The 13,181-nt window shown below is 57.7% G+C and carries 14 protein-coding genes; 9 read left to right on the top strand and 5 right to left on the bottom strand.

Features of this window, described 5'->3' with window-relative positions:
- The first annotated feature begins 264 nt into the window (after nt 1-264).
- The gene (locus H7K56_RS06230) at nt 265-1,563 is read left to right on the top strand and encodes a multidrug efflux MFS transporter (protein ID WP_127833734.1); all 1,299 of its coding nucleotides are present in this window, start codon (nt 265-267) and stop codon (nt 1,561-1,563) included.
- Here H7K56_RS06230 and H7K56_RS06225 read toward each other — a convergent pair.
- Together H7K56_RS06225 and H7K56_RS06220 are read right to left on the bottom strand one after the other, a co-directional pair.
- On the bottom strand, nt 1,496-4,582 hold the full coding sequence (locus H7K56_RS06225) for a beta-galactosidase (RefSeq protein WP_150361729.1): 3,087 nt from the start codon (nt 4,580-4,582) through the stop codon (nt 1,496-1,498). The genes H7K56_RS06230 and H7K56_RS06225 overlap by 68 nt on opposite strands.
- 492 nt (nt 4,583-5,074) lie before the next feature.
- Nucleotides 5,075-5,227, bottom strand: a complete 153-nt coding sequence (locus H7K56_RS06220) for a hypothetical protein (RefSeq protein ID WP_155519908.1) — start codon at nt 5,225-5,227, stop codon at nt 5,075-5,077.
- 18 nt (nt 5,228-5,245) lie between these two features.
- Here H7K56_RS06220 and iraP point away from each other — a divergent pair, with 18 nt between their 5' ends.
- The 4 genes from iraP to H7K56_RS06200 all read left to right on the top strand — a co-directional run bounded on the left by iraP (nt 5,246) and on the right by H7K56_RS06200 (nt 8,675).
- Nucleotides 5,246-5,500: an anti-adapter protein IraP gene (gene iraP / locus H7K56_RS06215; RefSeq protein WP_021507236.1), complete on the top strand. Its 255-nt coding sequence runs from the start codon at nt 5,246-5,248 to the stop codon at nt 5,498-5,500.
- A gap of 85 nt (nt 5,501-5,585) precedes the next feature.
- Complete coding sequence (locus tag H7K56_RS06210; RefSeq protein WP_031279663.1) at nt 5,586-5,891, top strand: PsiF family protein; 306 nt, start codon at nt 5,586-5,588, stop codon at nt 5,889-5,891.
- 199 nt (nt 5,892-6,090) lie between these two features.
- Nucleotides 6,091-7,002 carry a lipid A hydroxylase LpxO gene (gene lpxO / locus H7K56_RS06205; protein WP_021507234.1) on the top strand — a complete coding sequence of 304 codons (912 nt, stop codon included), beginning with the start codon at nt 6,091-6,093 and terminating at the stop codon, nt 7,000-7,002.
- 146 nt (nt 7,003-7,148) lie between these two features.
- Nucleotides 7,149-8,675 (top strand): FAD-dependent oxidoreductase, encoded by a 1,527-nt coding sequence (locus H7K56_RS06200; RefSeq protein ID WP_150361727.1) that lies wholly within the window; start codon nt 7,149-7,151, stop codon nt 8,673-8,675.
- Between the two features lie 73 nt (nt 8,676-8,748).
- Here H7K56_RS06200 and proC read toward each other — a convergent pair whose 3' ends face one another.
- Nucleotides 8,749-9,561 (bottom strand): pyrroline-5-carboxylate reductase, encoded by an 813-nt coding sequence (proC, locus tag H7K56_RS06195; RefSeq protein WP_021507232.1) that lies wholly within the window; start codon nt 9,559-9,561, stop codon nt 8,749-8,751.
- 144 nt (nt 9,562-9,705) lie between these two features.
- Between proC and H7K56_RS06190 the strand changes: the two genes are divergently transcribed.
- Nucleotides 9,706-10,149 (top strand): YaiI/YqxD family protein, encoded by a 444-nt coding sequence (locus tag H7K56_RS06190; RefSeq protein WP_010616571.1) that lies wholly within the window; start codon nt 9,706-9,708, stop codon nt 10,147-10,149.
- Here the strand turns inward: H7K56_RS06190 and H7K56_RS06185 are convergent, their stop codons facing one another.
- Nucleotides 10,150-10,836, bottom strand: coding sequence for a DUF2076 domain-containing protein (locus H7K56_RS06185; RefSeq protein WP_150361726.1), 687 nt, complete (start codon nt 10,834-10,836; stop codon nt 10,150-10,152).
- A 332-nt stretch (nt 10,837-11,168) separates the two neighbouring features.
- On the opposite strand from H7K56_RS06185, the gene aroL reads away from it, so the two are divergent.
- Together aroL and H7K56_RS06175 are read left to right on the top strand one after the other, a co-directional pair.
- A complete protein-coding gene (aroL, locus tag H7K56_RS06180; protein ID WP_058781195.1) occupies nt 11,169-11,693 on the top strand; it encodes a shikimate kinase AroL in 525 nt (174 codons plus the stop codon).
- Between the two features lie 110 nt (nt 11,694-11,803).
- A complete protein-coding gene (locus H7K56_RS06175) occupies nt 11,804-11,995 on the top strand; it encodes a YaiA family protein (RefSeq protein WP_021507229.1) in 192 nt (63 codons plus the stop codon).
- 76 nt (nt 11,996-12,071) lie between these two features.
- Here the strand turns inward: H7K56_RS06175 and H7K56_RS06170 are convergent, their stop codons facing one another.
- Nucleotides 12,072-12,266, bottom strand: coding sequence for a hypothetical protein (locus H7K56_RS06170; RefSeq protein WP_132466392.1), 195 nt, complete (start codon nt 12,264-12,266; stop codon nt 12,072-12,074).
- A gap of 17 nt (nt 12,267-12,283) precedes the next feature.
- On the opposite strand from H7K56_RS06170, the gene H7K56_RS06165 reads away from it, so the two are divergent.
- Entirely contained in the window at nt 12,284-13,042 is a 759-nt protein-coding gene (locus H7K56_RS06165; protein ID WP_058757986.1) for an IclR family transcriptional regulator, read from the top strand.
- Nucleotides 13,043-13,181 lie beyond the last annotated feature (139 nt).

The raw sequence follows: 13,181 nt of genomic DNA, 5'->3' as shown, positions 1-13,181 counted from the left end.
AGATGCGGTGTGGAATATTGTCAGTAACGAATCGTCATATTTTTTCACGTTTGCCGTCTTTCGCGATGCGCTTATCGGGCCTTAGGCCAGGTAACCGCACATAAAGACACTACAAAAGTGAGGCATCGCCCTATTTGCTGTGAGCATAATCACGCCCGGCAGCGAAAAACTGCGTTTTCATCCTCATGCCATGTTTTGCCGTCCGGTAATGTTACGAGGTTGTTAGACTGAACCCTCGTTTCATTTTTTCTGACATCTGCGCTCATGCTACGCTCCATCGAATCCTGGAAGATCAATCTGATATCCGTCTGGTTTGGCTGCTTTTTTACCGGCCTGGCCATTAGTCAGATCATTCCTTTCCTGCCGCTTTACGTGGAAGAGCTGGGTATCCGTGGCGGCAACGCGCTCAGTATCTGGTCAGGCCTGACCTTCAGTGTCACCTTTATTGTTTCTGCCGCCGTCGCGCCGCTGTGGGGCAGCCTTGCCGATCGCAAAGGACGCAAGCTGATGCTGCTGCGCGCTTCGTTTGGCATGGGGGCGGTGATTCTGCTGCAGGCGTTTGTCACTCAGGCGTGGCAGCTGTTGCTGCTGCGCGCGCTGATGGGACTGACGTCCGGTTATATTCCCAACGCCATGGCGCTGGTGGCCGCGCAGGTGCCGCGTGAGCGCAGCGGCTGGGCGCTGAGCTGCGTGTCGACCGGACAAATTGGCGGCGTGATCCTCGGGCCGATGATTGGCGGTCTGCTGGCCGACTGGCTGGGCCTGCGCATGGTGTTTATCGTTACCGCGATACTGCTGATGGTCAGCTTTCTGGTGACGCTGTTTCTGATTAAGGAGACCGGCTACACGCCGGTGAGCAAGCAGGACAAACTGAGCGGGCGTGAGGTGATGCGCAGCCTCGATAATCCACGCCTGATGTTCTGCCTGTTCGTCACCACTATGGTGATTCAGATGTGTAACGGCTCGGTGAATCCTATTCTGACGCTGTTCGTGCGTGAGCTGGCGCCGGATGCGCAGAATATCGCGTTTCTCAGTGGTGTGATTGCCGCGCTACCCGGCGTGTCGGCACTGATCGCCGCACCGCGTCTCGGCAAACTCGGCGATCGCATCGGTACCCAGCGTATTTTGCTGGCGACCATGATCGCCTCGCTGCTGCTGCTGATTGCCATGTCGTTTGTCACCAGCGCCACGCAGCTGGGCGTCCTGCGCTTTCTGCTCGGCTTTGCCGATGGCGCGATGATGCCGGCGGTGCAAACGCTGCTGGTGCGTCATTCACGCGATAACGTCACCGGCCGTATTTTTGGTTATAACCAGTCGTTCATGTACCTCGGTAACGTCGCCGGACCGCTGCTGGGTGCAGCGGTCTCAGCCGCCACCGGTTACCGCTGGGTATTCTTCGCTACCGCGGTCGTCGTCCTGCTCAACGTGCTGTTGCTGCGGCGCTTCTATCGCCGGCCAAAAACCGAGCTGAAACCCCTTAGCCCGGCGGCCGCCACTAAGCCGGCTGACGCAGCGTCAGCGCATAGTGCCAGCGCCGCTGAGAAAGCAAAAACTCCGGGCTGACGCTCGGGCTCCACGAATCGTCGCCGCCGACGCCCATATGGAAGCCGTCGAGATGCAGCCAGCAGCCGGGTTCGTCCTGCAGCAAATGGCGGTGCGAGGTGGCGCGCAGCTGCTCAAGGCTGTGGCGGCTGAGCGAGAAGGCAAAGTCGCCGCTGATCTGCCAGCTGCCGCTATCCAGCTGGCGCGTGCCGCAGCGCAAGCCATTCTCACCCGGAAAGACGTAGCCGGTGCTGAGCGCCGCCAGCGGCAGCTGCCAGCGTGAAAACTGCGCCGCCAGCTGGCGATCCGGATAGTTTTCATGAGGCCCCAGTCCCAGCCAGCTCACCTGGTGCGGGACCTGAGCCAGCTGGCAGCGCAGGCCGATGCGCGCGGGCGGCGGCAGACCGGCGGCCTGTTGTACATCGACGCTGATAGTCAGTTCGCCATCGCCGCTGATGCCATAACGCTTATGGCTGGTAAACAGGTGCTGACCCTCACCCAGTACGCGATGCCAGGTTTCAATCTGCACGCCGTGCTGCAGGCTGTCGACCTGCATCGCCAGCAGCTCTGTTTGCAGCCGATCATAGCCCGCGCGTTTCCAGCGCTCGACCCAGGCGTTGGGGTCGATATTGGCAGCTTCGCTGGTGCCGATATCATTATCGATCGGTGCGCGAATAAAGCACTCCTCCAGCGGTGTCAGCATGGTTTCACGATCGTTCACCCACCACTGCAGCAGCGCGCCGCTGCGGCGACAGAAGTGCCAGCGCTGCGTGGGCAGCACCACCGCCACCAGATTGTGATTGGTTTCCAGCTGGGGCGCGCAGGCGCTGAGCGGCGGCAACGTAACCGGCAGCGCGGCCGGCAGCGCCCACTGATCCCAGGCCACGCGATGATCCGCCTCAGACCAGGGCGTGGCGGCGATCTGATGCACCGCGAGGTTGAGCCACGCTTCACCCTGCAGCGCTTCAGGCGCGGGCACGGTAAAGGTGTGGCTGCCTTCGGCATCGAGATCCAGCACCCATTCACCGCGCGCGAGGGTTACACCGTCCTGCTCAATCCACCAGCGCAGCCGTTCGTTGTCGCTGCGGCGGAATAAATATTCGCTGGTGACGGTCACGCGATACGCATCGCCGGGATCGCGCGTAAACCGGAAAAACTGCTGGGCGCGCTGTGCTTCAAACAGCGCCGGATGCGGCGTGCGATCGGCAAACACCAGCCCGTTCATGCAGAACTGGCGATCGTTGGGCGTGTCACCGAAATCGCCGCCGTACGCCTGCCACGGCTGGCCGTGTTCGTCATAGCGCGTCAGGCTTTGATCGACCCAGTCCCAGACGAAGCCACCCTGCAGCCGCGGAAACTGGCGAAATGCCTGCCAGTATTTGGCAAAGCCACCAAAGCTGTTTCCCATCGCATGAGCGTATTCACACAGGATCAGCGGACGCGCTTCATCCGGCAGGCTGATCCATTTTTTCAGTGACCACTTCGGCACCGCCGGAAAGGGCTGGTCCTGATCGACGCGCGCATACATCGGGCACAGAATATCGGTGGCCGCCGTGTTGGCACCGCCGCCCTCATACTGTACCGGGCGCGTGCTATCGCTGCTTTTCACCCAGCGGTACAGCGCATCGTGCGTGCTGCCGTGGCCGGACTCATTGCCCAGCGACCAGATGATGATGCAGGCATGATTACGATCGCGCTGCACCATGCGCGTTACGCGTTCGCTATAGGCGGCAAACCAGCGCGGGTCGTCGGAGAGGCGGTTCATCGGCTGCATGCCGTGCGTTTCGATATTGGCTTCGTCAACCACGTACAGGCCGTACTCATCGCACAGCCGATACCACAGCGGATGATTAGGATAGTGAGCGCAGCGCACCGCGTTAAAGTTGTGGCGCTTCATCAGTTCAATGTCCTGACGCATGCTGGCTTCATCCACCACCTGACCGCGCTCGGGATGGTGCTCATGACGATTAACGCCGCGTATCAGCAGCGGCTTGCCGTTGAGGCACAGCTGGCCGTGCTCAATGCTAACGCGACGAAAACCCACATCATAAGCTTCGGCTTCGATCACCTCGCCGGCATCATCAAGCAGCGTGACTACCGCGCGGTAGAGATGAGGCATTTCGGCGCTCCACAACAGCGGTTGTAGCACCGGCAACACCAGCAGGGTGCGTTCCGGATAGTGGCCACGTTCATCAATGATGGCGCTGCCCGGCGGCTGTTCGTGCTGCGCAATACAGTCGCCGTTGCGCCATAGCGTGACGCGCACCCGACACTGACTGAGCGGGCGCGCGCCGGCATGGATTTTGACACTCACCCGTAAATCGCCGCGCAGATATTCCGGGCTGAGCGCGGTTTCGATCTGCACATCGCTCAGGCGGGTGTCCGGTTTGTGCAGCAGCGTCACGTCGCGGAAAATGCCGCTCATGCGCCACATGTCCTGATCTTCCAGATAGCTGCCGTCGCTCCAGCGCAGCACCATGACCGCCAGACGGTTGTTTCCCGGCTGCAGCGCGTGACTGAGATCAAACTCGGCGGGTAAGCGGCTATCCTGTGAATAGCCCATCCACTGTCCGTTGCACCACAAATAAAAGGCCGAGCTGACACCATCAAAGATGATGCGCGTCTGTCCCTGGCTTAACCAGCCGTCATCAACTTTAAATGTGAGCGAGTAACATCCGGTGGGGTTCTCGCGTGGCACTAAAGGGGGATTGACCGGAATGGGATACTGCACGTTGGTATAAATGGGCGCGTCGTAGCCGTGCAACTGCCAGTTGGCAGGCACCGGCAGTGTTGCGGCGTCCGGTAAGTCCTGTAGCAGCCAGCTGTGCGGCACTGCTTCCGGCGCGATAAAATAGCTGAAGGCCCACTGGCCACTCAGCCGCTGCTGCGCAGGTGAGGGATGGCCATCGCGCGCGCTGACTTCATCGCGCCAGCTGGCAAACGGTGGATGCGCGTCCAGGCGATGCAGGCTGGTGATAACCGGGTTTTCCCAGTCACGGCGCGCCAGCACTTCACTCAGAGAAACAGCCGCTAAGGTCATAGTGAGATCTCATTAATTGTATTGCGCTCACATTGCGTGAAATAGCGTTAGCTGTAAAGACGCAGCGCGCAATTTTGTTACTGCGCGCACAACGAGCAGTATTGACGTTTGCGGCACAGCGTTCGCTGTAACTTAAGCTGGTGTATTGAGCGGTCTGTGAGGCTTTTTTAGCGGTTTCTTGCCACTAAAACGTTAAGCGTGGTGAGCAGGCATGAATAGCGCCGGGTTGCGGAGCATTCTGTATTGTCGTGTTAACCGCCGCTTCATACACTCAGCGCAATTTCAGCAACCTGAGGTCAATATGATCCGTATCGTTAAGCTCGCTGCCGTTGTGGCGCTGGTGTCCGCGTTAAGCGGTTGTCTTTTTCCGCCGCCGGGCGGCGGAGGAGGAGGAGGTTGGGGTGGTCCTGGCGGTGGCGGTCCCGGCCATGGGTATCAGGGACCGCGTTAATTTAGCACCAGTGCATAATTAATGCAGCGATGCGAAACGTTTTATCTGCGGCGTATTTTGTCAGTGAAACGTTTCGCCGTTATATATTGAATTTCAGCCACTTTTTTTACGCTTCGGCTAACCATTATTTTTCCTCTGGCCGGCAAAAATTCTTGTTGTTTTAATCCTGCCAATGCTAATTTTTGTTTTCCCATTCTGACTGAGTCCATCGCATGAAAAACCTGATTGCGGAACTCCTGCTCAAGCTGGCAGAAAAAGAAGAAGAGTCTAAAGAATTAGTGGTCCAGGTTGAGGCGCTGGAAATCGTGCTCACCGCCATGCTGCGCAGACTGGATGCCGCCCAGGTTAGCGACATCGCGGCGGGTATTGATCGCGCGATGCCGCCCGCCGCTTCCGTGCAGGAAAATCCGGACGCGCTGATGCTGCGCAATTACGTCGAAAAGTTACTCAACCACCCGCGCGAATAATCCCGCCGTACGCGCATAGATTTTTTTCCGCTTTGCTTATTCCGTGCCATGCTTAACAGGCAATAATCACACGGAGAAACCGGCAATGAAATCGTGTCTTGTGGCAATAATGGCAGCAGGCCTGCTGCTGGCTGGCGGTGCGGGCGCGGCGGAGAAAACCGCGCAGCAGGAAAAAATGACGCTGTGTAATCAGCATGCAGGCGCGCAAAATCTGAAAGGCGATGCGCGTAAAAGCTTTATGAGCGAATGCCTGAAGAAAGACAGCAAAATGGGCAATATGACGCCGCAGCAGATGAAAATGAAAAGCTGTAATAGCGAAGCAGGAGAGAAAAAACTCAGCGGCGATGCGCGTAAAACCTTTATGAGCAACTGTCTGAAGAAGAGTGCTTAAACCTCTGGCGGCCTGCGGGCCGCTTTTTTGTGTCCGCACTCGCAGGGTTAACGCGCGAGGTATTTTTTCTGTCATAAACGGCACGCGTTGCCAAAACTTTACAAAATCCTTACATAAAATTCCATTTCTCCCCATCCAGTCTCTCTGACGCTTAACCGTGGCCAGAGCGGCTTTACGTGCAACATAAGGAACCTGTTGTATGGTCGCTGCGATCATTATTGGTGTATTTATTATTAGTGTGCTTTACGCTCACTCACGCGGCGTGGAAAAGCAAAAGTTTTCCCGTCAGTTATTTGATCACTCCACTTTTATGGCGCCGATCAATATGTTTATGACCGGGCTGTCGCGACTGCCGGCTAAACAGCCCTATTTTCCGGTTGAGGATTTTCCTGAGCTGCGTCAGCTGACCGATAACTGGCAGGTGATTCGCGATGAAGCCATTCGCCTGCAGGATCACATTAAAGCGGCGCAGACGCATAACGATGCCGGATTTAATACCTTCTTCAAGCGTGGCTGGAAGCGTTTCTATTTAAAATGGTATAGCGATGCACATCCGTCAGCGCGCGAACTCTGTCCGGTAACCACCGAACTGGTGAGCAACATTCCCGGCGTTAAAGCGGCCATGTTTGCTGAACTGCCGCCGGGCAGCCATCTGGGCAAACACCGCGATCCTTATGCCGGTTCGGTGCGCTATCACCTCGGGCTGCAAACGCCGAACGACGATCGCTGCTTTATTGAAGTGGATCGTCAGCGCCACAGCTGGCGCGACGGTCAGGCGGTGATCTTCGACGAAACTTACGTGCACTGGGCGCAGAATGAAAGCGAGCAGACGCGTATCATCCTGTTTTGCGATATCGAGCGGCCAATGAAATGGCGCTGGGCGCAGGCGGTCAATCACTGGGTGGGCTCGACGTTAATGTCAGCAGCGGCATCGCCCAACGACGAAAACGATCGTACCGGCTTCCTCAACCGCATCTTCAAATACGTTTATGCGCTGCGCGATGCCGGTCAGAACCTGAAGAAACGCAATCGCCGGTTGTATTACTGGGTCAAACATGGACTGATTGTGGCGATTTTCGCGCTGATCATCGTGCCCAGCGTCTTCTTCTGATCCTTTCGTGCCGCTTAAAACGGCGGTTTAACAGTCAGTTAACCGCCGTTTCGCTTTGTTTCTCCTGCTAAATCCTCACGCTTTGCCACACTTACTCTTTGTAAGGAATTGTCGTATCAGACGAATAACCCCGAAGGAGGCGAACCGTGAGCTATCAATCTGTCGTGGAACTCAAGGCGCTGGCGCAGCGTAAACCCACTAAAGTGACCGTCGGCGAAACGGATATGGTGCTGATTCGCGACGGCGACCGCGTGCAGGCGCTGCAGGCAAAATGTCCGCACGCGGGCGCGCCGCTGGAGCAGGGCGCAGTGTGCGGCGACAAACTGGTGTGTCCGTGGCATAAGGCGGTATTTGAGCTGCGCGATGGCAAAATGTGCGAGCCGCTGGCGCTGGCCAATCTCAAACGCTATCCGGTGCGCATTGAACAGGGGCAGGTGCTGATCAATCCGCAGGCGATGTCGCCGGCCAGTGCGCCGGTAGCTCAGGGTGAAGCGCCGGTGTGCGTGATTCTCGGCTCTGGCGCGGCGGGCAGTGCTGCGATCTGGACGCTGCGCGATGAAGGCTTTAGCGGCCGTATTGTGCGTATCGAGCGTGAAAGCGACGCACCTTACGATCGCACCACGCTGAGTAAATTTGTCCCTTCCGGCAAGATGGCCATCGATGAGGTACCAAAGCTGCTGAAACAGGATGTGCTGGGCCCGGTGGTGTGGCTGCAGGGGGAGGTGGTGCAGCTGAAGGCGCAGGAGCAGACGCTGGTGCTGAAAGACGGGCAGCAGGTGAAGTTTGACCAGTTGCTGATCGCGACCGGCGGCGTGCCGCAGCCGCTTGATATCCCGGGCAAGGATCTGGAAGGCGTGCACCTGCTGCGTTCACTGCGCCAGGCCGATGCGCTGATTTCCCAGGTGGATGAGGCGCAGCAGCTGGTGATTATCGGCAACAGTTTTATCGGTATGGAAGTGGCCGGTGCGCTGCGAAACCGTGACATTGATGTCACGGTGGTGGCGCGTCATCCGCTGCCGTTTGCCAGCCAGTTCGGCGAAGAGATTGGCCGTCATTTTTATGAGCTGCACCGCAGCAACGGCGTGAAATTTGTCGAGGGTGAACCGGAAGCGCTGACCGGCGAAGGCGCAGTGAGTGGCGTGCGGCTCAAAGGTGGCAAAACCGTGCCAGCCAGCCAGGTGCTGTTTGCCATCGGCATTGTGCCGGCCACCCATTTTATTCACGACCTGCCCTTACAGAAGGATGGCAGCCTGCTGGCCGACAGTCAGCTGCGGGTCAGTGAAAACATCTGGGTCGCGGGAGATATTGCCAGCTATCTCACGCCGCGTGGCGTGCAGCGCATTGAGCACTATCGCGTGGCGCATCAGCAGGGGCGCATTGCCGCGCTGAATATGCTGGGCAAACGCATCATGTACGATCGCGTGCCGTTCTTCTGGACTGCGCATTACGGCACCCGCTATGAGTATCTGGGGCATGCAGAGGAGTGGGACGATTATCGCCTGCTGGGATCGCTGCAGGACAAACGCTTCATCGCTTTTTACTGCCAGCAGGGCATGATTGCGGCAGTGTGTTCAGCCGGCATGTATACGCTCACCGCCGCGCTGGTGCATGAGATGCAGCAGCCAATGACGCTGGAACAAGGCCTGGCGCTGTTTGAAGCGTATCAGGGTTAAGGTTCAAGTCCGCACCCAACAGTCCCCTCTCCCGCCTGCGGGAGAGGGTTAGGGTGAGGGGAAATCCGCACCATCACTGCTTACTCAGCGCCTCGGACTTCGCCATGCACTGCTGCATCGCGCCCATCACCGCAGCGCGGAAGCCTTTCTCTTCCAGCACCTTCACCGCTTCAATGGTGGTGCCGCCCGGTGAGCACACCATATCTTTCAGTTCGCCAGGGTGTTTGCCGGTCTCCAGCACCATCTGGGCGGAACCTTTTACCGCCTGCGCCGCAAACTGATAAGCCTGCGCCCGCGGCATGCCGCCCAGCACGGCGGCATCTGCCATCGCTTCGATAAACATAAACACGTAAGCCGGTGCCGAGCCGCTGACACCCACCACGGCATGAATCAGATACTCGTTCACCACCGCCGCTTTGCCGAAGCTCTCAAAAATGGTCACCACCTCGTCCACTTCCTGCGGTTCTACCAGCACGTTCGGCGTAATAGAGGTCATGCCTTCGTTGACCAGCGACGGCGTATTCGGCATTACGCGGATGATTTTACGATCGTGACCGAGCACCGCCGCCAGCGAATCCAGCGTCACACCTGCGGCAATCGACACCACCAGCGCATCTTTCTTCAGCTGGCCGGCCAGATCCTTGAGCACTTTGAGAATCACGTTGGGTTTCACCGCGCCAAACAGAATGTCCACTTCACGTGCCAGACTCTCGACGCTTTCTGCCGCCGTCACGCCATACTGCTGCGCCATCGCCTGGTTGGTGTCGGGTTTTCGATCGTGCACCCAGATATTGGCCGGGGCGATCTGCCCGCTGTTCACCAGGCCGCTGATGATGGCTTTCGCCATATTGCCGCAGCCGACAAACCCGATTTTCTTCTCCAGCATCGCTTTATCCTTTACGTGGTTCGGTTTTCTCAGTGGGTTAGCTTACGTCAGCGGCGGTGAATAACAAGTCGCGCACAAATAACATTTGCCATTCGCGGTCAGCGCGGCAAGATCGCAGGCATTGCCCGTTAATAAGGATTAAACATGTCGATTTGGGTGGATGCCGATGCGTGTCCCAATGTCATCAAAGAGGTGTTGTATCGCGCCGCTGAGCGCACCAAAGTCACCGTGACTTTCGTCGCTAACCAGCCGCTGCGCGTACCGCCGTCGCCGTTTCTGAAAACGCTGCAGGTGGCTGCCGGCTTTGACGTGGCCGATAACGAGATTGTGAAACGCGTGCAGCCGGGCGAGCTGGTGATTACCGGCGATATCCCGCTGGCAGCAGAAGTGCTGGAGAAAGGGGCGGCAGCGCTGAATCCGCGCGGGGAGCGCTACAGCAGCGATACCATTCGCCAGCGTCTGACCATGCGCGATTTTATGGAAACGATGCGCGCCAGCGGCATTCAGAGCGGCGGCCCGTCGGCACTAAGCCCACGAGACCGCCAGCAGTTTGCCAACGAACTGGATAAATGGTTACGTCAGCGTTAATCAGACGAAGCTGTCGTCGTCGTCAAAATCACCGCCGCTGCCGAAATCGTTGAAATCATTGTTATCGGCAAAGCTGCTGTTGTCCCAGCCTGAATTGTCATTCAGGAAGGCATTGTTGCTGTCATTGCCGTTGAAGGTGTCCAGATTATCATCCACCTGCGGCAGCGCCGGTTCGTTGATGATATTAACGATCTCTTCCGGCTGCGAATGGTGGAACAGGCTGGTGAGCATATCCGCCATCACCACACCGCCGGCCACGCCGACAGCCGTTTGCAGTGCGCCACCCAGGAAACCGGTACCGCGCGCCGGTGCAGCATACTGCTGCTGAGGCGGTGCGGCATATTGTGGCTGTTGCGGTGCGCTGTTCCATGCCGGCTGTTGCGGCTGCGCCGGGCGTGAACCGCCGCCAAACAGGCTCGACAGGAAACCGCCGCTGCTTTGCTGCGGGGCCTGCTGCTGCGCCTGCGCCAGACGGCTCTCCAGCTCCGATACCTGCGCGTTGAGCTTTTTCATCGCCGCTTCCTGAATCAGGATCGCCTGCGCCATGTAGTAGGGCGCACCGGGCTGGCTCTGTAAATGCTGATTGATTAACTGTTCGGCACCGGCATCACGCGGGCCGCTCTGGCTTTCCGCCTGTTTCAGACGGCTGAACAGGCTTTCAATAAGTTGTTGTTCCTGGCTCTGCATGGTGAACCTCCGGTTAGGCATAGCGTGTTGTTCTTCAGGCGACCAACAGGACGTCCGTTGCCTGAACTATAAAGCGTATATGCGGGCTGCGTGACAGAAAGTAAATCAGCGGCCTGGTAAGCAAATGTTGCCCCGCGCTTACAAATCGCCTGATGCACGAAATGCGCATCGTTTTCCCGTTAAAAATCAAAACAATGGCATTAGCTATCGCTGAAATACGCGTAATTCGTGCTTCGCGGCTGGCTGATAAAATAAAATCCAGGTATCATGCGACGCATTATTGACCTGATGACGTTGCCCGCGCGGCAGACTACGGCGGAGGATGAGCCCGGATGTCATTACCCATCTATCTGATCGGCGCACGCGGTTGCGGTAAAACCACCATTGGCCAGGCGCTGTCGCAAGCGCTGGGCTATGCCTTTCGTGACACCGACCACCACCTGCAGCTCACCACACAGCGCAGCGTGGCTGAGATTGTGGCGACGGAAGGCTGGGACAGCTTTCGCGCGCGTGAAAGTGAATCGCTGCGGGCGGTTACCGCGCCTGCCAGCGTAATCGCCACCGGCGGCGGCATGGTGCTGGCTGACGTCAATCGCCACTTCATGCGCGAGCATGGCCAGGTCATCTGGCTCAACGCGCCCTCTGACGTACTGGCCGATCGGCTGGAGCGTCAGCCAGAAGCGGCACAGCGTCCCACCCTGACCGGCCGGCCCATCGCGGAAGAGATGGAAGATATCCTGCGTGAACGCGCGCAGCTCTATCGTCAGGCCGCGCACCATGAAGTCAACGCGATGCAGGCACCGGAGCAGGTGGTGGAACATATTCTGCAATCGCTGTCTCTGGCCCGCGCCAGCTAACTGCCTAAGAATTCTCCCTCTTTTTTACAGCGATCCTCGATTGTCTATACTCAATAGCAGGCAGAGGATCACCGCTGTCTGTGTGGAAACCTGACATAAGAGGGAAAACGATGCCAACCAGACCACCCTATCCGCGAGAAGCGCGCATTGTTGCCGTTGAAAAAGGGCAGGCGGGCAATACCGTCACCTGGTATGAATTACGGGCTGACCATCCACGTCCGGATACCTTAATTAGCGAACATAAATCGGAAGCGGAAGCGCAGGATGCCAAAGACCGCTATGAAGATGTGGAAAAAGAATAATCCCGGCGGGCAGGGATGCCCGCTTTAGCGTAATTACGTCCGGTCGCTAAATAGATTTTTTATTTTCCCTGATGCGCTAATTACGGCGATAAAAGCTGCCGTCTTTTCTGTTTAATCGCTCTCCTGCCTGATAACGTCTTTTTATTTTGCCTTTAGCCCTTATTTTCTGCTGCCTTAAATAGCCTGCGTTTTGTCCGGTGCAAAATTTGCGCTTGACCGATAAACCGTCGCGTTTTACTTTCGGGTTATCGATACAGGAACTCAGTTCCATATAGTGAAACCAGCGCCATGACCACACTCGAAAATGCCGCCGCCGTGCTTAAGCTGTTTCAGCGCTTTGGCGTGGCGCAGGGCCATCCCGGCCTGACCTTTACCGAGGTGGTGGAGGCGCTGGGGCTGCCGAAAAGTACCGTGTCGCGCCTGCTGGCGACCATGGAAAGCGAAGGCTTACTGGAGCGCGATCCCGACAGCCGCTGTTTTCAGATTGGCCGCGTGCTGTTGTCCGTTGCCGGGCACTATCTTTCGACACCGCTGATTGACAGCGCATCGGCGCCGATGGCGCGCCTGGCGGCCAGCAGCGGCTGCATGGGCTATATCTCGGTGCTGGACGGTGACGATGTGCTGGTGATGCGCATGTACCACGGTCGCTTCTTTACCCAGCTGGTGACGCCGCCTGGTACACGGGTGTCGGTTACCGGCACGTCGACCGGCCGCGTGCTGTTAGCGCAGCTGAGTGATGACGAGGTGCGCGCGCGCTTCAGCGATAACTGGCAAACCGCGTCGATCAATTCACCGCTGAATATCGATGCGCTGTGCAAAGAGCTGGCGCTGATTCGTCAGCAGGGCTGGGCACTGGCACGCAATGAAACGCTGCCTGGCATTAGCTCGCTTGCCGTAGCGGTAACCAATAAACACCGCGGTGAAAGTGCCGCATTGTGTCTCTCATTTCTTTCGCAGGAAGCGGCCCCGGGTTATCCGGAAGCGCTGCTCAGCGAATTGCGCGCAACGGCTGCACTGATGGCCGAAAAATACGGTGCAGCGTCCTGAATAAAACAGGACAACCCTAATTTGATTTCAAGGCGTAATACTTCGCGCCACACCGGGGAAATAGCAGGTCTTCGGACCTGCTTATTTCAATAATCAGGGAACGATGAATAAAACGTTGAGGTTCCGCGTGTCGGGCACA

Source organism: Pantoea dispersa (assembly GCF_014155765.1).
GTDB classification, from domain to species: domain Bacteria; phylum Pseudomonadota; class Gammaproteobacteria; order Enterobacterales; family Enterobacteriaceae; genus Pantoea; species Pantoea dispersa.
This window is presented reverse-complemented; position numbering and strand designations above follow the sequence as displayed.